The sequence below is a fragment of the Enterobacter sp. ECC_219_Taxon_10 genome, from assembly GCF_058354905.1.
This window is the reverse complement of sequence record NZ_CM178005.1, coordinates 40,196-59,840: the sequence shown is the minus strand read 5'-3', so window position 1 is coordinate 59,840 and position 19,645 is coordinate 40,196. Positions and strand designations below refer to the sequence as shown.

Genomic DNA, 19,645 nt, shown 5'->3' with positions numbered 1-19,645 from the left:
CTCGCCGGGTGTCGCTGCGCTTACCCGGCCGACAAAACATGCTTAACGCTTCCGCACATCCGGAATGATGAGATCCCCGCGCAGAACATAGGACCCGAGCATCTGCGTTTTCTCCGTCAGCCAGCTCACGATGCGTGCCGCCATCGCGTCCATGGAATATTCAATGGCCGGGATCACCGGAATACCCGGCAGGTGCAGCGATCCGGCAAGACTGAAGACCATGATGTCTTCCGGCACCGATTTATTAAACGCCTGCAGCTGCGGGATCACCCGCTGAGCTTCCTGCTCGTCCGCCACCAGAAGCGCGTTGAAATTCAGGGTGCTGGCGTTGTTAAGCAGCTCCTGCAGCGCAACGGACGAGGAGGTCGCGTCCATAAAGACGAGGTTGCGATTAAAGGGCAGGAAATTTTTCTCCAGCGCGTGCTTGTAGCCAAGCAGCACCTGGTCGGCAAACCCGCTGCCGTGGGGGTGGATCAGGGCAATCTGGCGTCGTCCCTGGCTGGTCAGGTAGTTACAGGCGGTTTCGGCGGCAAAAGCGTGGTCGAACTGGATGCTGTTGGAATTATCAGCCTCCATGCAGTCCACCAGGATGACGTTTTCCATATCCACGTCCAGCGGGAAACGGGCACCAATCACCAGGATGTCGTCACACAGGCCGCAGGAAAGTTCTTCGAGAGCGTTCATCACTTCCGCTTTGCTATGCGCGAAGCGCAGCAGCAGGTGTTTTTGATGCTGGCTGAGCTGTTTTTCCAGCGCGTACAGATACCCGGTGGTCTGGTTAATGTTTTCCTGCGCGCAGATCACCCCAATGCAGCCCGTCGACTGGCTCAGCAGCGACTGGGCAATCACGTTGGGACGATAGTTCAGCTCATCCACCGCCTTCAGCACAGCCTGACGGCTGGCTTCCTTAACGCCACGTGACCCACTCAACACTCGCGATACCGTGGCTTTAGACACCCCGGCCAGACGTGATACATCATTGATTGTCGACATCTCTTTCCCCTGGCAGGCTAACCTCGCGCCTGCAAATTCCATCACCGCTACGGCTCACATTATAGCCAGAACGGAGTATATCCGTTTCCGTTTTTCATGGAAACCGATTTTCCGTTTCCACTCAAAATGACGCAAATACAGCCAAATTATGTGACCCACATCCGGTTAATTAGCCTCATAAGTAAGGGATCTTGATGATTGTCACACTTCTGTCTTTTATGAATGGAAACCGGTTTCCGTATCATGTCCAATCATCCTCGCAATAACTTTTTACATTTAGAGGATGGTTGTCGATGTTCAAGATTATGCTGTGCTGCTCTGCCGGGATGTCCACCAGCCTGTTGGTCAGCAAAATGGTCGATGTCGCGAAAGAACGTGGTGTTCCGGTAAAGATTGATGCGTACGGTGTTTCCGAATTTGATACGCAGTTTCCGCAATATCAGGTGGTACTTCTCGGACCGCAAGTGAAATACATGTTACAGACACTCTCAGACAAGGCGGCTACGAAAGGCATTCCGGTGCAGCCCATCGACATGATGGACTACGGCATGCAGCGTGGCGATAAAGTACTGGACTATGCTCTGTCGCTCATCAAAGCGGCACACTAAAAGGTGTTCACATGAGTTCGTTATATCAATCCATGGTCGCGGTGATTGAGCAGTCAATTACCCCGCTGGCCGCGAAGCTGGGTCAGCAAAAGTATGTGATTGCCATCCGCGACGGCTTTACCGCCGCGCTGCCGTTTATGATCATCGGCTCGTTTATGCTGGTGTTCATCTTCCCGCCGTTCTCGGCGGATACCACCAACAGCTTCGCCCGCGGCTGGCTGGATTTCTCCCAGACCTACCGCGAACAGCTGATGCTGCCGTTTAACCTCAGCATGGGCGTGATGACCTTCTTCATCTCGGTGGGGATTGGGGCGAGCCTGGGGCGTCAGTTTAACCTCGACCCGGTGATGTCCGGCCTGCTGGCCTTTATGGCCTTCCTGCTGGTCGCCGCGCCGTATGCCGACGGCAAAATCTCGACCCAGTACCTCTCCGGCCAGGGCATCTTCACCGCGCTTATCACCGCAATCTACTCCACCCGCGTCTATGCGTGGCTGAAGCAGAACAACGTGACCATCCGCCTGCCGAAGGAAGTGCCAACCGGCGTGGCGCGCTCGTTCGAGATCCTGATCCCGGTGATGGTGGTGATTGGTACCCTGCACCCGCTGAACCTGTTCATCGAAGCGCAGACCGGAATGATTATCCCGCAGGCAATTATGCACCTGCTGGAGCCGTTGGTGTCCGCGTCTGACTCCCTGCCCGCGATTCTGCTCTCCGTGCTGCTGTGCCAGATCTTCTGGTTTGCCGGTATCCACGGCTCGCTGATCGTCACCGGCATCATGAACCCGTTCTGGATGGCGAACCTCTCTGCAAACCAGGCGGCACTGGCCGCTGGCGCAGCGCTGCCGCACGTTTACCTGCAGGGCTTCTGGGATCACTACCTGCTGATTGGCGGCGTAGGTTCCACGCTGCCGCTGGCGTTCCTGCTGCTGCGCAGCCGCGCCACGCATCTGCGCAGCATCGGCAAAATGGGCATTGTGCCGAGCTTCTTTAACATCAATGAGCCGATTCTGTTCGGCGCGCCAATCATCATGAACCCGATGCTGTTTATCCCGTTCGTGTTCGTTCCGCTGGTCAACGCCTGCCTGGCGTACGGCGCAACCAAACTCGGCTGGCTGGCACAGGTTGTGTCGTTGACCCCGTGGACCACCCCCGCGCCGATTGGTGCCTCGTGGGCGGCAAACTGGGCGCTCAGTCCGGTGATCATGTGCCTGGTCTGCATGGTGATGTCCGCGCTGATGTATCTGCCCTTCCTGCGCGCCTATGAGCGTACGTTGATGAAAAACGAAGAGCAAAAAGCCCAGGCAACCGTCGGTAACGCTGAAGCCGCAAGCAATTAAGTCAAAGAGGAATGGTCATGAAATACGCATTTCCCGATAACTTCTGGTGGGGCAGCGCAAGCTCCGCTCTCCAGACCGAAGGGGCAAGAGAGGGGGAAACCACGTGGGATTACTGGTTTGCCCGCGAGCCGAACCGTTTTCACAACGGCGTGGGGCCGCAGCACACCTCCACGTTTTATCAGCACTGGAAAACGGACATTCAGCTGTTAAAGCAGCTGAACCACAACAGCTTTCGCACCTCGATTAGCTGGGCGCGCCTGATCCCCGACGGTATCGGTGAAGTGAATCCGGAAGCGGTCGATTTTTACAATCAGGTCATTGATGAGCTGAATGAACAGGGCATCACGCCGTTTATGACCCTGTTCCATTTCGACATGCCGATGGCGATGCAGGAGATTGGCGGCTGGGAAAACCGCGACGTGGTGGAGGCTTACGCCCGCTATGCGCAGATCTGCTTCGAGCTGTTCGGCGATCGCGTGTTGCACTGGTTTACCTTCAACGAGCCGATTGTCCCGGTGGAAGGCGGTTATCTGTACGACTTCCACTACCCGAACGTGGTGGATTTTCGCCGGGCAGCCACCGTGGCGTATCACACCGTGCTGGCCCATGCGAAGGCGGTTCAGGCCTACCGCGCCGGGCATTACGCCGGGGAAATTGGCATCGTGCTGAACCTGACGCCGTCCTATCCGCGCTCGCAGAACCCGGCGGACGTGAAGGCGGCGCACATCGCGGACCTGATGTTTAACCGCAGCTTCCTCGACCCGGTGCTGCGCGGCGAATACCCGGCGGACCTGGTGGCGCTGCTGAAGGCGTACGATCAGCTGCCTGCCTGCAGGCCGGAAGACAGCGCTCTGATTGCGGAAGGGAAAATCGACCTGCTCGGCGTGAACTACTATCAGCCACGTCGCGTAAAGTGTCGCGACAGCGCGGTGAACCCGCAGGCGCCGTTTATGCCGGAGTGGTTCTTTGATAGCTACGAGATGCCGGGCCGCAAGATGAACCCGTACCGCGGCTGGGAAATCTACGAGCCGGGTATTTACGATATTCTGGTTAACCTGCGCGACAATTACGGAAACCCTCGCTGCTTTATTTCTGAAAACGGCATGGGCGTCGAAAATGAGCAGCGCTTTATTGAAAACGGCCAGATTAACGATCAATACCGCATTGAGTTTATTTCCGAGCATTTAGCGTGGCTGCATAAAGGGATTAGCGAAGGGTGCAATTGTCTTGGCTACCATATGTGGACGTTTATTGATAACTGGTCGTGGTGCAATGCCTATAAAAATCGCTACGGATTTATCCAGCTCGATTTACAGACGCAGCAGCGCACCATTAAGAAAAGCGGAGAGTGGTTTGCCGCCACCGCCTTAAATAATAGTTTTGAAAAAGAGTAATAATGATGATCGCACTAGAAGAAGCCGTAATGGAAATTATCGTCAATGCCGGACAGTCACGCAGTCTGTGCTTTGAAGCTCTGCACGCGGCGCGTCAGGGCAACTTTGACGAGGCCAAAAGCCTGCTGCGCGAAGCCGACGGCTACTCGCGCCAGGCGCACAAGATGCAGACCAAACTGATCGAGCAGGATGCAGGCGAAGGCCGCCAGCCGATGACGTTAATCATGGTGCACGCGCAGGATCATTTAATGAATTCTTTATTAGCGCGTGAACTGTCCGAAGAAATTATTCATTTATATCAGAGATAGTCTATGGCGAAATAATTAATGTAATACCTCTGTACCCTAAATAGAGATCCACTTGTTCTGATGATAGCGACATACTCTGTCAGATCGGAGCGGGATGGTTATTGTCTGAATAAAATTAAACTATATTGAGATAACCATGAATACGATTAAAAAACTTCCATTAACCATGGCGGTTATCGCCGCGCTTTGCCCAATTTCCGTGCTCGCACAAGAATTTACCCAGGAGCAAATCGACGCCATTGTGGCGAAAGCGGTAGATAAAGCCCTGGCGGAGCGTCAGGCCAAAATGGATGCGGCAGTCGCGAAAAAAGCGGACATCGTGACCGAGCCGCAAAGCGCGGCGCAATCCCCGGATATGGCGATCCCGTTCGGCGTGAAATTTACCGGCTACGCCCGCTACGGCGCGCACTTCCAGGCCGCCGATCAGAAATACGTGGCGGTGGACGGCTCCTACAACGGCGCGTCCGCGATTGGTCGTCTGGGCAACGAAGGTAACGGCGGGGAATTCCAGCTCTCCAAGGCCTTCAAGGGTGACAACGGCGCCATCTGGGACATCAACGTGATGATCGACCACTGGGGCGATGAAGTTAACCTGAAAAAAGCCTACGCGGGGGTGACCAACATTATGGCCTCCAACCCGAACGCCTATTTCTGGGCAGGCCGTGACTTCCACCAGCGTCCGCAGCAGGGCATCAACGATTACTTCTGGATGAACCACGACGGCCAGGGCGCCGGGGTGAAAAACTTCGACATCGGCGGCGTGCAGTTCGACGTCGCTGCCGTGGCGGCGGTGGAATCCTGTAGCCCGGAAGTGATGGAAGATGAAGCCAACCCGTCGCGCATCACCTGTACCGGCGGTTCCGGGACGGGCGATAAAGGCAACTACGCCGCAACCTCGAAAATCCACGGCATGAAGCTCGGTCCGATCGACATGGAGCTGTACGCCAACTACGGCTTTGACTCCAAAGCGGTGGAGAGCGACGAGCGTCTGAACGCCTGGCAGGGCGGCGTGGTGCTGAGCCACACCAACGACAGCGGCGTGAACAAGGTCATCGCCCGCTACTCCGATAACGCGGACAACAGCGTGTTCAATAAAACCGAGGATCTGACCACGGTTTACGCCAGCTTCGAAGGGCTGTACAAATTCACCCAGGCCACGCAGGTGGAGTACATCCTCGCCTTCCACGACTACGACAACAGCCGCGATAAGACCGACAACCGCAAGAACTACAATGCCATCGTGCGTCCGATGCACTGGTGGAACGACGTTCACTCCACCTGGCTGGAAGCGGGCTGGCAGCATGTGGATTACGACAACGGCGGCGACAACAAGGGCTGGAAGCTGACCCTGTCGCAGAACATGTCTATCGCCATGGGGCCGGAGTTCCGCCCGATGCTGCGCTTCTACGTGACCGGCGGCAAGGTGGACAACGAACGCACCGCGCGCGTGAACAACACCAAAGACGAAACGCTCGACGACTTCAACGTCGGCGCGATGTGGGAGGCGTGGTTCTAAGGTAAAAGCAAAACGGCAACGCAACGTTGCCGTTTTTAGTGTTTGCTCCCTCTCCCCGTGGGCTGAGGGATCCCCACAAAATAATGTTTGCATGGACGACCCCCTCTCCCTTGAGGGAGAGGGCTGGGGTGAGGGGGAACATACGGCTCTGGTGGTCATTCCGTTCACTTTATGTTCCTTGCTACTCTGTGATTTCTGTACCGGTGAACGTGCCAGGGCGGCTCAATCGCCACCGCCCTGGCGACCCGGGCTCCCGGCGGTAAATCGCCGCTTCGCGGTGCCCTCAGCTTATTCCTTCAGGCTATCGGGTCGGGCATGAGCCTGCATCCCTGCAGGCCACGCCCTCTCGGCGCATCCGTGCGCCTCGCCCCGGCCTTACGGAAACGCTTCGGCGATTTACAGCCGGACCAGGGCATCGCTGAAAGCTTTAACTCGTTCTGAAACAACATTATTGCTTCTGCTTAAAAATTACTGGGGATTCCTCAGCCCTGTGGGAGAAGGCCGGGGTGAGGACATCAGGCCGCACACAACCATGCTATGCTGTTGACCGAATTAACGACAACATAACAGGGGAGAACATGGGTTCTACACGCAAAGGGATGCTGAACGTCCTGATTGCCGCCGTTTTATGGGGCAGCTCAGGGGTTTGCGCGCAGTACATCATGGAGAAAAGCCACATTTCTTCGCCTTACCTGACCATGGTTCGCCTGCTGTTTACCGGCGTGATCCTCCTGACGCTCTCCTTCGTTCACGGCGACAAGATTTTCTCGGTCATCAAAAACCGCAAGGACGCCCTCAGCCTGCTGTTTTTCTCGCTGGTCGGCGCGCTCACCGTGCAGCTCACCTTCCTGCTGACGATTGAAAAATCCAACGCGGCGACCGCTACCGTGCTGCAGTTTCTGTCACCGACCATCATTGTGGCGTGGTTCGCCCTGGCGCGGAAAAAGCGTCCCGGCGTATTTGTCCTGTCAGCGATTTTTACGTCGTTGATCGGCACTTTCCTGCTGGTGACCCACGGCGACCCGACCTCGCTCTCCATCTCCCCTGCCGCGTTGTTCTTCGGTATCGCCTCGGCGTTTGCCGCCGCGTTTTATACGACCTATCCGTCGACGCTGATCGCCCGCTACGGCACGCTGCCGATTGTCGGCTGGAGCATGCTGATTGCCGGATTGATGCTGACGCCGTTCTACGCCGGGCGCGGCACCACTTTCGTGATTGACGGCGGCCTGCTGCTGGCGTTTTTCTATCTGGTGGTGATTGGCACGGCGCTGACGTTCAGCTTGTACCTGAAAGGCGCGCAGATGATTGGCGGGCCGAAGGCGAGCATTCTGAGCTGCGCCGAGCCGCTGAGCAGCGCGCTGCTGTCGGTGGTGTTGCTGGGCGTGGCGTTCACCCTGCCGGACTGGCTGGGCACGCTGCTGATCGTGTCGTCGGTGGTGCTGATTTCGATGGATTCGCGCAGAAGGGTTAAGGCATCGGCGTAGCCTGATGTCCCCTCACCCCGGCCCTCTCCCCAAAGGGGCGAGGGTGAAAAGACAGTACCGAGCAGTCCCCTCTCCCCTTTGGGGAGAGGGTTAGGGTGAGGGGGGGGGGGGAAATTTACTACTTCGCCTTAACCTTCCCCGCCACCAGCAGCGCCGTCAGCAGCATCAGCGTACCGGAAATCACCAGCGGTGACGTCAGCCCCAGATGGTCAAGCGCCACGCCGCCAATGGCCGCGCCGCAGGTGTTCGCCAGCTGGATCACCGCCACCTGAATCGACCCGGCTTTTTCCGCCTGATCGGCCAGAGAGCGGGTGATCCACGTCGACCAGCCCACCGGCACCAGCGCAAAGGCAAAGCCCCAGATAATCGCGATGGCAGACGCCACCCACTTATCGCTGCCCCACAGCACCAGCACCGTGGCGCTCGCCGCCAGCACCAGCGGCGCGCCCGCCAGCGCCACCTTCAGGGAGCGTTTCAGGAACTGGGACGACAGCGAGGTGCCGACAAAGCTGGCGATACCGAAGCTCAGCAGCACCAGCGTCAGGCCGTCAACGTCAAAACCCGCCATGGTCATGTACACCGGGCGGATATAGGTGAAGAAAGCAAACTGCCCGGCAAAGGCCATGAAGATAGCGGTCATCCCCGCCAGCACGCCAGGGCGCTTGAGCAGCGCGAACATGTTCTGCTTATGGTGCGCTGCTTCGCCCGGCAGCGACGGCAGCGCTTTCCACACCCAAATGATACAGAGCAGGCCCATTACTGCCGCGGCGTTAAAGACGTTACGCCAGCCGATAATCCCACCGAGGAAGCTGCCCAGCGGCGCGGCAATAACCAGCGCGATGGAGACCGCACCGAAGATAACGGAAAGCGCTTTTGGCACCGTGCGCGCGGGCACCAGGCGCATAGTCAGCGAGGCCGACATCGCCCAGAAGCCGCCGAGCCCCAGCCCCAGGCAGGCGCGACCGAGCAACAGCAGGGTGAAGCTTTCCGCGAAGGAGACCAGCAGGCAGGAGAGCGTCAGCAGCACGCTGAACAGAATGACCACTTTACGGCGGTCGATGGTGCCAATCACCTGGGTGATAAACAGGCTGGCGAACATCGCCACGAAGGCGGTGACGGTAACGGACTGCCCCGCCACGCCTTCGGAAATGCCCAGATCCTGCGCCATCGGCGTCAGCAGGCTTACCGGCAGAAACTCAACGGTAATCAGGCAGGCGACGCAGAACGCCACGGAGAAAACCGCCGACCAGTTGGGCCGAGAAACCTCGTTGGTCTGCGGTCTGGTCGTGGGCTGGATATGTTCTGTCATGGCGTCACCTGAAGATAAAAACGTGCGGAAAAGTCGCGCAGTTTATCATCAAAAGTGTGACGAATTTAACGATTTGACAACTTTTCTTGCATCGCCGCATTCGCCAGCCCGACGATCCACTCCTGATGCCCGTTAATCATCGGATTCGGCACGGCGCGAGCAAGTTCCTGCGCTGGTGCGCCTTTCTGCGATTCCTGAGTCAGAATGCGCACTCGGTTTCCGGGCAGGTCTTCAAACAGCCAGGCGTGGATCACATCCAGACGAGAATTTGCATCCCCTTCCACCCAGCCGTGCCACGCGATACGCGCGGCTTCACCGTCCACAGGTGGAACATACTCCGTTACCTGCGCCTCAACCGGAAAGCCAAAGGTGGTAAAGCGAAAGCGAGCGTTAGCACTCAACGCCGGGCCGCTGCCGTCATGGAAACGGATATCCTCGGCGTTGCTGTAATAAGACGGCCACAGGGTGGTGTCGTTGAGCTGAGCCCAGATCTCTTTCGCGCTCAGCCCGGCGACGATGATTTCGTTAGATGCAAAGTTATCGGTAGTGCCTGGCAGGTAGTCGTTCGGCCAGATAATGGCGGATTGTTTCATGGTTCACCTCATCGTTTTAGTGGATGAGGTGATGGTGCACCCGTGAGTGGTATAAATCTAATGACGATGCTTTATACTCTTCATCACGGTTCGTGATATCAGTGCAGGTAAAACACGCCCTCTTCCGGCAGGAAGAGCTGGTTATAACGCAGTTGAAAGGCGTTAAGCTCCTGCGGGTCAGGTTCCATCTCGCGCATAAAGCCGAGGGCGAGACGGATTTGTGCATCGGTAATCGGCGCGGCCAGGCGAGCTTTACGCAGCAGGCGGTGCCAGGTATGCAGGTTCTCTTCGCTACCGTCGACAATGCAGACCTGCCAGATAAGCAGCACCTGCGCGGCGTTTTGCAGATGCGCCTCGTCCGGGCGCTCAAGGTAGCGGATAAACTCATTGCCCGGCGTTTTACCGAACTGATCGATCATCGACTCAACAGGCATTGGGGTAATGCCCAGACGCTCGCTTAAACGTTTGATGGCGCGGCGGGAATCTGAGGTCAGGACGCGAAATCCCACCACAAAGACCACGGCAAGCGTTGCCAGCATTATCCAGACCATGTGTTCTCCTTTGACTAGCCGCTCATCATAGCGGGAAACGCAGCGCGTCGACAGCGGGCGGCACCAGAATAGTGTACGGAAAAGAGGTGGAAAAACGTCATGAAAGCGGATCTTCGCACGCTGGATCTTAACCTGCTGAAAACGCTCGACGCCCTGCTGGATGAACGCAGCGTCACCCGCGCGGCGGCGCGTCTTGCCCTGACCCAGCCCGCCGTAAGCGGCATGCTCAACCGCCTGCGGGATTACTTCAACGATCCGCTCTTCATCCGCGCCCCGCATGGGATGGTGCCAACTACACGCGCTGAAGCGTTAGCCGCTCCGGTGAAGCGTATACTTGCTGATATCGACGTGCTGTTACAGCCCGTGGCTTTTGACCCGATCACCGCAACGCTCACCTTCACCCTCGCCGCGACCGACTACGCCCTGCGCGCGGTGGTCGTACCCTTTATCGCCGCCCTTAAAGTGCAGGCGCCTGGCATTCGCGTGCGCGTGGTGCCCGTGGAATCTGGTCGCCTGGTCAGCCAGCTTGAACAGGGCAGCGTTGACGTGGCGCTGATCACCCCACATACCACGCCCGATGAGCTTCACAGCCGGGCGCTTTATGATGAACGGTACGTTTGCATGATGCGCGCCGACCATCCGGATGCGGGAAAGACTATGGCGTTAGACCGATTCTGCACTCTGGAGCATGTGCTGGTCTCTTACGAAGGCGACGGTTTTCGTGGCGTTACCGATGGTGCGCTGGAGAAAATTGGCCGCATGCGGCACGTGGGGCTTTCAGTGAGCAACTTTTTGGTCCTGCCGGACGTGCTGGCTCTCAGCGATATGATTGCCGTCGTGCCGTCACGCATAGCGGAAAACCAGACGGGGATGTTCGTGTGCGAAACGCCAGTGGCCGTACCCGGCTTTACCAAAAGTATGGCCTGGCACGGCAGAACGCACCGCAATCCCGCGCAGGCGTGGCTGCGCGGGCTGTTGCTGGAAACCAGTCAGCGAGCCTGAAGTTCCTTCAGCAGCGCCTCGTGGAAGCGTACGGGGTCCTGCATCTGCGGCGCGTGGCCCATGTCGTTAAATTCCACCAGCGTCGCGTGCGGAATGCGCTTCGCCGTCTCTTTCCCCAGCACCGCATAGTTGCCAAGCGTCTTGCGGATTTCCGGTGGGGCGAGATCTTTCCCGATGGCAGTGTTGTCCTTCGTGCCGATCATCAATAATACCGGCATCTTCAGGTCGCTAAATTCGTAGATAACCGGCTGGGTGTAGATCATGTCGTAAAGCAGCGCCGAGTTCCAGGCCACGCGCGTTTTGCCCGGCCCGTTGTTCAGCCCGGCAAGCATGGTTACCCAACGCTCGTATTCCGGCTTCCACTCCCCGGCGTAATAGGTGTTTTTCTCATACTGGCGAATGCCGTCGGCGCTGACCTTCAGCTCGCGCTGATACCACTGGTCGACCGTAATATGCGGCACGCCGCGTGCTTTCCAGTCTTCCAGGCCTATCGGATTGACCATCACCAGCTGCTCCACCTGCTGCGGCCACATCAGCGCGTAGCGGGTCGCCAGCATGCCGCCGGTCGAGTGGCCGATAACCGTCACGCGATCGACGCCGAGCGATTTGAGCAAGGCGTGGGTGTTATCCGCCAGCTGCTGGAAGGTGTACTGATACCGCTCCGGCTTGGTGGATTTACAGAAGCCGATCTGGTCGGGAGCAACCACCCGATACCCGCTGGCTGAAAGCGCGCGGATCGTGCCGTCCCAGGTACCGGCGCAGAAGTTTTTTCCGTGCATCAGCACCACGGTGCGGCCGTTAGGGTTTTCCGGCTTAACGTCCAGGTAGGCCATTTCCAGAGGCTGGTTTTGCGAGGTAAAGGCAAAGTGTTTTACCGGCCAGCCATAGTCAAAACCTTCCAGTTTCTCGCCGTAGGTAGGGTTATCCGCGGCCATCGCGGGGGACGCCAGCGCCATCAGCAGCGCCAGGCAGGACAATCGTCGGGTCAACATGCAGGTTCTCCGTTCTAAGGCTGCACGAATGGCGGCAGCAAAAACACTGTAGAGCATGGAGAGGAGCGGGTGTGTAAAGCGGGGTAAAGGTAGAGCCTCTAAATAAAAAAGCCCGGCGGTCAGCCGGGCAAAGAAGTTACCTGCACACTCAGGCCGCTTTCAATTTCTGCTTCTGCGCACGATTCTCACGGCGAATTTTACGTTCTTCCAGCACCGCTACCATCGCCATCAGGACGATACAGCCGATCGCTGCGGCATCCAGCGCCGCGAAGGTACCCGCCCAGCCGGTCAGGCCGAAAATCGGCGTGCCGTCGGCGATCATCCCCAGACCCAGCTTGGCGAAGCTGTCGCCGATAAGATAAGCGAAGGTGCCTTTAATTCCATCGGCGGCGCCGATCGCTTTTTTCGGCACGAAGCCAACTGCCGCCACGCCGATCAGCAGCTGCGGGCCAAACACCAGGAAGCCGAGCGCGAACAGGGACGCCAGATAAACGTACTGGTTGCTGGCGTGCTGGTAGATGCCGAGGGTGGCGATAATCAGCGCCAGCGCGATGCAGGCCACCAGCGCGCGACGGCCGTTGGCGAGGTCGGAGAGCCAGCCCCACAGCAGCGTGCCGACCAGCGCGCCCACTTCAAATAGGGTGAAGCCCTGAATCGCCACTTCTTTAGAAAGCTTCAGCTCCTGGAAGGCATACACCGTCGACCACTGGTCAATACCGATACGCACCACGTAGAGGAAGATGTTTGAGAAGCACAGCAGCCAGATCACTTTGTTTTTCAACACGTACTCAACAAAAATCTGCCATTTGGACATCTCGTTTTCTTCGGTCTCTTTGTCCTCTTCGCTGATCTCCTCGCCGAACAGCTCTTCGGCTTTGCCGAGACCGTAGGATTCCGGGGAGTCGCTGCCGAAGCGCAGGCCGATAAAGCCGACAATCAGGGCGATAATCGATGGGAAGATAAACATGCCGATCACGTGGCCGTCGAACAGGTAGTTCGCGCCAAACAGCGCCACGCCTGCCGCACCCGCCCCGCCGAGGTTGTGGGAGATGTTCCACATGCCGAGGTAGGAACCACGCTTGCGGCGCGGGGTCCATTTGGTGATGGTGGAGTAGCTGCATGACCCGCCGGTACTCTGGAAGAAACCGCTCAGGGCGTAGAAGGCGATCATCAGGAACAGGCTGACGGAGCCCGCGCCCATGCTGGCGCTGAAGCCGAGCATACAGATGGCGGAGAGGATCAGCATAAACGGCAGGAACTGCTTGGTGTTTTTGCCGTCCGCGTAGTAGGACACAACGGTTTTCCCCACGCCGTAGGTGATGGAAAAGCCCAGGCCAATCATCCCCAGCTGCGTCATGCTCAGCCCGTAGGTGGAGATCATGTCGTTCTGCGCGATGTTAAAGTTTTTGCGGATCAGGTACATGGTCAGGTAGCCGATGAAGACCACCAGATAGGACTGCATGAACGGTTTGAACCACATCTTGCGCCGCACGTCGAGCGGCAGATCCAGGGTCGGCTTGCGCACCTGATTTAAGAAGGCCAGCATGGTTGGTTTACTCCTGAGCTGATTTTTGCAGCATTGTAAAAATCAGCCGGGAGAGATGCCTGAGACAGCGTCCAGGTAAAACCGGGAAAATTTCCTAGTTTTGCGCCATACGGGGTGAAAAGGTGAAGCGCATCACATCACGCTGGCTTCGCGCGGGGCCTGCGCGTGCAGGAACGGCAACAGCAGCAGGGCGGAAATTCCCGCCGCGATGGCGATCACCGCGAAGAAACCGCTCCAGTGCCAGACGTCGATCACCCGCGCCAGCGGCCAGCCGGAGAGCGATGCGCCGAGGTAGGCAAACAGCCCGACAAAGCCCGTCGCCGCGCCTGCCGCCTCTTTGTGGGAACACTCCACCGCCGCCATGCCAATCAGCATCTGCGGGCCAAACACGAAGAAGCCGATGGTGAAGAAGCATGCCGCCTGCATCACGTAGCTGGCGAACGGCATCAGCCACAGCGAGCCGACGGAGAGCAAAATCCCGGCGGCGAAGATCAGGTTCATCGGACCACGGTTGCCGTTGAACAGCTTGTCCGAGCCCCAGCCCGCCACCAGCGCGCCGATAAACCCGCCCAGCTCGAACATCGTCACCGCGGAGTTGGCGGTCACCAGGTCCACGCCGAGCGTCTCGGACATGTACAGATTGCCCCAGTCGTTGATGGCCGCTCGCACCACGTAGACCAGTACGTAGCAGAGCGACAGCAGCCAGATGTACGGGTTTTTCAGCACGTATCGGGTGAGGATCTCCCTGCGGGTCAGCCCCGCGCCCTCCTGCTGCTGGGCGATCTCCATCTCGTCGTGCCGCCAGTCGCCCACCGGCGGAAGGCCGACGGTTTGCGGCCTGTCGCGCAGGCGCCAGCAGAGGAACAGCCCGGCGACAATCGCCAGGCCACCGGCAATCATCATCCCCGCGCGCCAGCCGTAGTGCAGCGCCGCGGCACCCACCACCATCGGGATCAGCGCCCCGCCAACGTTATGCGCGGTGTTCCAGATTGCCCACCAGCCGCCGCGCTCGTTGCGCGAGTACCAGGCGGTGAGCAGGCGGGCGCAGACCGGCGCGCCCCAGCCCTGGAAAAAGGCGTTCAGCGCCCACAGCAGGGCGAAGGCCCACAGCGAGGTGGAGAAGCCGAACAGGATGTTCACCACGCCGGTGGCAATCAGCCCAACGCCCATAAAGTAGCGCGCGTTGGAGCGATCGCTGACGATGCCCGAGAAGAACTTCGACAGGCCGTAGGTGATGTAAAACAGCGTCGCCAGCAGGCCGATATCGGTGCGCGTCATCACGCCGCTGGCGAGGATTTCCGGCGCGGCGGCGTTGAAGCTTTTGCGGGTGAAGTAGAACAGCGCGTAGCCGAGCCAGATGGTAATCAGGATATGGCGACGCCAGTAGCGGTAGCGGGCGTCGATTTCCGCTTTGTTGATTAATGGGGCTGCGCTGGCTGGGGTTTTAAACATGAGACGTCCTTAACAGCAAACTGACGCTGACGCGCGTCCCGTGGGTGCAGGAGAGGGTCAGCGTGCCGCCCAGCGCCTTTACGCGCTCGCGCATGCCCGCCAGGCCAAAGCCCTGCTGGCCCGATCCCGGCGGCAGGCCGCAGCCGTCGTCTTCAATCACCAGCATCAGGCGCTCGTCCTGCTGCCAGCCCTGGATGGTGACCGCGCTGGCACTGGCGTGCTTGACGATGTTGTTCAGCCCCTCCTGACAGACGCGGAACAGCGTCACGCGCTGGCCTTCGCTGAGCGAAGATTCGTTAATGCGCCAGTCGAGATGGCTGACAATACCGCGGCTTTCCAGCTCCATCTCGCGCATCAGGGAACGCACCGCCTGCTCAAGCGTAAGGTCGTCAAGCTGGCGCGGGCGCAGCCGTCCTAACAGGCGACGAACGGAATCATAGACGCCCAGCGAAAGCTGTTCGATATGCGCCCCGCCCTGCTTCACGACCGCGTTTTCAGCCGCCAGGCGCTGAACAATGCCCGCCTGCGTGCGGATGGCGGTGATGGTCTGGCCGATATCGTCGTGCAGCTCGCGGGCCACCTCCTGCCGCACGCTCTCTTCCGTCTCCAGCAGACGCTCCGCCAGACGGCGGTTGCGCGCCAGCTCGGTTTGCAGGGACTGGTTCAGCTCGCGCAGGCGCTGAATGCCCGCCCCGAGCAGCAGCCCGGTCAGGCTCTGGGCCAGCAGGGAAAGCAGTAAATCTACGGGATGATCGTGCCAGGTCTGGCTGGCAATCAGCGCGATGGCGTTCATCAGCGTGGCGATCAGCGCCCCCTGCCAGCCGTAGTGCCAGGCCAGGGCGATAATCGGCAGCGCCAGACAAAATGGCGTGAAGCGTGAAAGCTCGGCGGGCAGGCCAAGCTGGAGCCACAGGCTCACCACAAACAGCAGCAGATACCAGATAAGGTGCCGGGCGCGCCAGTTCACCGGTTGAGAAACCAGCGCCGGGCCGAGCGGCTGCCAGACGGTGCTGGTGAGGTAGTGCCAAATAACGAGACAGGTTGGCGCCAGCGTCAGGCCGCCGGTGAGGGTCAGCAGCAGGGCGTTGAGCATCTCCTTCTCGCCAATCCACGGCAGGGATTGTAGCAACGCGGCGGCAATCAGCGCCGCCCCCTGCCGCAGCAGCGTGCGCCAGTCGCGCTGGTGGCGGTAGCGGGAAATGAGCGCAACCGGGAGAAGCGTGAGCACGCTTCCGGTCATCAATAAGGGCAGGGGCGCGAGGGCAACTTCCTGCGCCAGCCAGACCAGCATCAGCCACTCAGCGCCGAGCAAAACCGGCCAGTAGCCGCGCGGGCACTGGAGCATTAGCCCAAGACGCAGGCCGAAGGGAAACAGCAGCACCGCCAGCTCGGGGCGCTCGACAAGATGCAGGCTGATGCTCCACAGGCAGAACCACGCGGCGGAGAAGATAAAAAAGCTGGCGACGACGGCAATCAGCCGTGAAAAAGCGGAACTCATTGCCAGCTGTCGAACATGCGGCGCGCCAGCTCGACGTCGTTGCTGACGTTGAGTTTTTCCATCAGGTTGGCGCGATGGACGTGCACGGTTTTCGGCGACAGATCCAGCTCGGCGGCAATCTCTTTCACCGACATGCCCTGCGCGAGCTTCTCCGCCACCTGACGTTCGCGTCTGGTGAGCGGATCCTGCCTTCCGGCCGCCAGCTTGACGGCGATATCCGGCGTTAAATAGCAGCCGCCGGTGGAGACGGTGCGCACCGCGGCAATAAGCTCGTCCGGGCTACAGCGTTTAGAGAGGAAGCCCCGCGCGCCCGCGTTGAGCGCCTGCTCGACCAGCGCCGGGCTGTCGTGAACCGAGAGCATGATCGTCGCCATTCCTTTCGGCAGCTGGCTTAACAGCTCCAGCCCGGAGAGATCCGGCATCGAGATGTCGCAGATACAGACCTGCACCCCGCGCCCCGGCAGGCCCGCCAGCGCCTCGCGACCAGAGCCAAACTCGGCCACGACCTGAAAATCTGGTTCGAGGTTCAGAAGCTGGGCAAAGCCGGAGCGAACGATAAGGTGATCGTCGATGAGAGCGATGGTGGTCATGTATCTTCCTGCGGTCTGAAAACGCCGGATGGCGCTACGCTTATCCGGCCTACAAGAGCGAAAGACGCTTACCTTAAGCGATTTACTCGAAAAACACCGCAATTTTGTTAAACATGGTGGGATCGGACTGGTTGCGCGCCACTTTGGTGACGTCTTCCAGCTTGTCGATCTGCGCCATCATCTGCTCCAGACGCTGATCGTCGTTGACCAGTAGCCAGATGCGGCTGTGCTCGCTGCCCTGAATCGGCAGACAGAGAATGCCTTCCACGTTAAACGCCCGACGGGCAAAGAGCCCGCAGACGTGGGTCATGACGCCAGGGTGGTTGCGGACGGTGAGTTCCAGAATGACGTTATCATGTTGTTTCTGCATGGCTTATTCTCCCACCATCTCAGTATTTGCCGCACCCGGCGGCACCATCGGATACACTTTTTGTTCAGGGTCGATACGCACGTGGATCAGCGCCGGGCCGGGGCGAGAAATCATCGCCTGCAGCGCCGCGTGTGCGTCTTCTTCCGCGTTCAGATCGCAGGTGTGCAGGCCAAAGCCGGCGGCGATCTGTATAAAGTTAATCATCCCCGGATAGGTCGCCGCAAACACCCCCTGCTTGTAGAACAGACTCTGCTGCTGGTGCACTAAGCCCAGCGCCTCGTTGTTCATCAGGATGATTTTAACGTCTAACTGGTTTTCGGCCGCGGTCGCCATTTCCTGAATGTTCATCATCAGGCTGCCGTCGCCGGAGAAGCAGATGACCTTGCGGTCCGGATTCGCCAGCGCCGCACCCACGGCTGCGGGCAGGCCAAAGCCCATAGTGCCCAGGCCGCCGGAGGTCAGCCACTGACGCGGACGGTTCAGCGGATACGCCTGGGCGGTCCACATCTGATGCTGGCCCACGTCGGTGGTGATAATCGCGCTGTCGTCCACGCAGGCGGCCACGGCGTTGATCAGCCCGTAGTGGCTCAGCGGGTCGCCCTCGGTTGGGATGGCGCCCGGGTACTCGCGCTGCAGATCGGCCACCAGCTGACGCCAGTCGGCGCGTTCGGCTGCATCGGTTTGCGGGATCAGCTGCGCCAGCACTTCGGCCACGTCGCCCTGAATCGCCACGTGCGGCTGCTTGATTTTACCCAGCTCGGCGCGGTCGATATCCACGTGAATGATTTTCGCGTTCGGGCAGAACTGCTCGGTTTTTCCAATCGCCCGGTCATCAAAACGCGCGCCCATAACAATCAGCAAATCAGCTTCTTGCAGGATGTAGTTGGTGCTGCGCGCGCCGTGCATGCCCAGCATGCCTAATGACAATGGATGTGCTTTAGGCAGCATGCCCAGCGCCATCAGGGTCATGGTGGTCGGCAGGTTGGCTTTTTCCGCAAACTGGCGGATTTCATCCGCGGCGTTAATCGCCCCGCCACCCAGATAGAGCACCGGGCGTTTGGCCGCGTTAATCATGGCGGCGGCATCGCGCACGCTCTCAGCGCTGAATTCCGGTGCGGAGGCACGCTCGCCCGGCTCCGGCAGCACGTCGATCTCGATCTCTGCGGTCTGGACATCCTTAGGAATGTCTATCCACACCGGGCCCGGGCGGCCTGACTGCGCAATGCGGAACGCATCGCTGATAACCTGAGGAAGCTCGGTGATATCGCGAACTAAATAGTTATGTTTGGTGATGGGGATAGAGATGCCGTAGGTGTCCACTTCCTGGAACGCATCGGTGCCGATCATGGAGGACGGTACCTGCCCGGTAATGCAGATCAGCGGAATGGAGTCGAGACGCGCGTCGGCGATGGCGGTGACCAGGTTGGTTGCGCCCGGGCCGCTGCAGGCCATACAGACCGCCGGTTTGCCCTGCGTACGCGCCATGCCCTGAGCGATAAAGCCTGCCCCCTGCTCGTGACGCGCCAGCACGTGGCGGATCTGCGTGCTTTGGCTTAACGCATCGTACAGCGGCAGCACCGTGCCGCCAGGGATGCCCGCAACCGTGGTGATGCCCTGCCGTTCCAGCAGATGAACGATAAGCTGCGCGCCGGTAAAACGCGTCTTGGTGGATGTTGTGCCCGAACTTGCCATGCTCCAGTCCTTTTCTTCTGAGCCAGCCTTCCGGGGAGGGTCCTAAACGAAAAACCCCGCCCGGTTTGCGCCGGCGGGGTTTTGGATTCGTGTGTTGATCCAGTCCCTACGGCGCATTGCCGACGACCACCACCACACGCACGACGACCACTGCGGCTGGTTGCGCAGTTTTTAGTAGGGTCGAAGTGAAGATGGATGAAGTCATTGGGGACCTGTGTTTGGAATCATTGATGGAATTTATACAAACACAGGTTTTAGGGCGTGACAATGGAAATATTTTCATCTGCGCAAAAATGCGTCAGGGATCACGTTTCGTTTGTTGGGTTTACTCTTCGTTTTCACCTCTCAGATTTTCCATAAACGCTATTACGTTCAGTTACATACTAATCCCTTATAAAAATCTGAAAATA

Annotated in this window: 19 protein-coding genes; 7 read left to right on the top strand and 12 right to left on the bottom strand. The window is 59.0% G+C overall.

Going from position 1 to position 19,645, the window contains the following annotated elements; translation table 11 throughout:
- Nucleotides 1–42: 42 nt before the first annotated feature.
- Nucleotides 43–993, bottom strand: coding sequence for a LacI family DNA-binding transcriptional regulator (locus AC4ICF_RS00275; RefSeq protein ID WP_061096675.1), 951 nt, complete (start codon nucleotides 991–993; stop codon nucleotides 43–45).
- Nucleotides 994–1,286: 293 nt separating this feature from the next.
- Here AC4ICF_RS00275 and AC4ICF_RS00270 point away from each other — a divergent pair, with 293 nt between their 5' ends.
- The 6 genes from AC4ICF_RS00270 to AC4ICF_RS00245 all read left to right on the top strand — a co-directional run bounded on the left by AC4ICF_RS00270 (nucleotide 1,287) and on the right by AC4ICF_RS00245 (nucleotide 7,640).
- The gene (locus AC4ICF_RS00270; protein WP_116342898.1) at nucleotides 1,287–1,601 is read left to right on the top strand and encodes a PTS sugar transporter subunit IIB; all 315 of its coding nucleotides are present in this window, start codon (nucleotides 1,287–1,289) and stop codon (nucleotides 1,599–1,601) included.
- 11 nt (nucleotides 1,602–1,612) lie between these two features.
- Entirely contained in the window at nucleotides 1,613–2,938 is a 1,326-nt protein-coding gene (locus AC4ICF_RS00265; protein ID WP_316380375.1) for a PTS sugar transporter subunit IIC, read from the top strand.
- A 17-nt stretch (nucleotides 2,939–2,955) separates the two neighbouring features.
- Nucleotides 2,956–4,332, top strand: a complete 1,377-nt coding sequence (locus tag AC4ICF_RS00260) for a glycoside hydrolase family 1 protein (RefSeq protein ID WP_316380374.1) — start codon at nucleotides 2,956–2,958, stop codon at nucleotides 4,330–4,332.
- Nucleotides 4,333–4,337: 5 nt separating this feature from the next.
- A complete protein-coding gene (locus AC4ICF_RS00255; RefSeq protein ID WP_192845932.1) occupies nucleotides 4,338–4,640 on the top strand; it encodes a PTS lactose/cellobiose transporter subunit IIA in 303 nt (100 codons plus the stop codon).
- Between the two features lie 136 nt (nucleotides 4,641–4,776).
- The gene (locus AC4ICF_RS00250; RefSeq protein ID WP_116342890.1) at nucleotides 4,777–6,156 is read left to right on the top strand and encodes a carbohydrate porin; all 1,380 of its coding nucleotides are present in this window, start codon (nucleotides 4,777–4,779) and stop codon (nucleotides 6,154–6,156) included.
- Nucleotides 6,157–6,734: 578 nt separating this feature from the next.
- Nucleotides 6,735–7,640 (top strand): EamA family transporter, encoded by a 906-nt coding sequence (locus tag AC4ICF_RS00245; RefSeq protein WP_316380373.1) that lies wholly within the window; start codon nucleotides 6,735–6,737, stop codon nucleotides 7,638–7,640.
- A gap of 118 nt (nucleotides 7,641–7,758) precedes the next feature.
- Here the strand turns inward: AC4ICF_RS00245 and nepI are convergent, their stop codons facing one another.
- From nepI to AC4ICF_RS00230, 3 genes are all read right to left on the bottom strand, one after another.
- Nucleotides 7,759–8,949, bottom strand: a complete 1,191-nt coding sequence (gene nepI, locus AC4ICF_RS00240) for a purine ribonucleoside efflux pump NepI (protein ID WP_192984167.1) — start codon at nucleotides 8,947–8,949, stop codon at nucleotides 7,759–7,761.
- A gap of 65 nt (nucleotides 8,950–9,014) precedes the next feature.
- A complete protein-coding gene (locus AC4ICF_RS00235) occupies nucleotides 9,015–9,542 on the bottom strand; it encodes an SRPBCC domain-containing protein (RefSeq protein ID WP_116343624.1) in 528 nt (175 codons plus the stop codon).
- Between the two features lie 98 nt (nucleotides 9,543–9,640).
- Nucleotides 9,641–10,093 (bottom strand): DUF1198 domain-containing protein, encoded by a 453-nt coding sequence (locus AC4ICF_RS00230; protein ID WP_008500140.1) that lies wholly within the window; start codon nucleotides 10,091–10,093, stop codon nucleotides 9,641–9,643.
- A 99-nt stretch (nucleotides 10,094–10,192) separates the two neighbouring features.
- Here AC4ICF_RS00230 and AC4ICF_RS00225 point away from each other — a divergent pair, with 99 nt between their 5' ends.
- Nucleotides 10,193–11,095 carry a LysR family transcriptional regulator gene (locus tag AC4ICF_RS00225; RefSeq protein ID WP_116343625.1) on the top strand — a complete coding sequence of 301 codons (903 nt, stop codon included), beginning with the start codon at nucleotides 10,193–10,195 and terminating at the stop codon, nucleotides 11,093–11,095.
- Here AC4ICF_RS00225 and AC4ICF_RS00220 read toward each other — a convergent pair.
- The 8 genes from AC4ICF_RS00220 to ivbL all read right to left on the bottom strand — a co-directional run bounded on the left by AC4ICF_RS00220 (nucleotide 11,083) and on the right by ivbL (nucleotide 19,440).
- A complete protein-coding gene (locus AC4ICF_RS00220; protein ID WP_316380372.1) occupies nucleotides 11,083–12,087 on the bottom strand; it encodes an alpha/beta fold hydrolase in 1,005 nt (334 codons plus the stop codon). The genes AC4ICF_RS00225 and AC4ICF_RS00220 overlap by 13 nt on opposite strands.
- A gap of 148 nt (nucleotides 12,088–12,235) precedes the next feature.
- Nucleotides 12,236–13,633 (bottom strand): hexose-6-phosphate:phosphate antiporter UhpT, encoded by a 1,398-nt coding sequence (gene uhpT, locus AC4ICF_RS00215; protein WP_316380371.1) that lies wholly within the window; start codon nucleotides 13,631–13,633, stop codon nucleotides 12,236–12,238.
- Nucleotides 13,634–13,765: 132 nt separating this feature from the next.
- A complete protein-coding gene (locus tag AC4ICF_RS00210) occupies nucleotides 13,766–15,085 on the bottom strand; it encodes an MFS transporter (protein WP_491466139.1) in 1,320 nt (439 codons plus the stop codon).
- Nucleotides 15,078–16,583 carry a signal transduction histidine-protein kinase/phosphatase UhpB gene (gene uhpB, locus AC4ICF_RS00205; RefSeq protein WP_316380369.1) on the bottom strand — a complete coding sequence of 502 codons (1,506 nt, stop codon included), beginning with the start codon at nucleotides 16,581–16,583 and terminating at the stop codon, nucleotides 15,078–15,080. Before uhpB ends, AC4ICF_RS00210 begins: the two co-directional genes overlap by 8 nt.
- Nucleotides 16,580–17,173, bottom strand: coding sequence for a response regulator transcription factor UhpA (gene uhpA, locus AC4ICF_RS00200; protein ID WP_116343630.1), 594 nt, complete (start codon nucleotides 17,171–17,173; stop codon nucleotides 16,580–16,582). Before uhpA ends, uhpB begins: the two co-directional genes overlap by 4 nt.
- An 82-nt stretch (nucleotides 17,174–17,255) precedes the next feature.
- Nucleotides 17,256–17,543, bottom strand: coding sequence for an acetolactate synthase small subunit (gene ilvN, locus AC4ICF_RS00195; RefSeq protein ID WP_010426528.1), 288 nt, complete (start codon nucleotides 17,541–17,543; stop codon nucleotides 17,256–17,258).
- A gap of 3 nt (nucleotides 17,544–17,546) precedes the next feature.
- Nucleotides 17,547–19,235: an acetolactate synthase large subunit gene (ilvB, locus tag AC4ICF_RS00190; protein WP_316380367.1), complete on the bottom strand. Its 1,689-nt coding sequence runs from the start codon at nucleotides 19,233–19,235 to the stop codon at nucleotides 17,547–17,549.
- A gap of 106 nt (nucleotides 19,236–19,341) precedes the next feature.
- Nucleotides 19,342–19,440, bottom strand: a complete 99-nt coding sequence (gene ivbL / locus AC4ICF_RS00185; RefSeq protein ID WP_057979964.1) for an ilvB operon leader peptide IvbL — start codon at nucleotides 19,438–19,440, stop codon at nucleotides 19,342–19,344.
- Nucleotides 19,441–19,645: the final 205 nt, after the last annotated feature.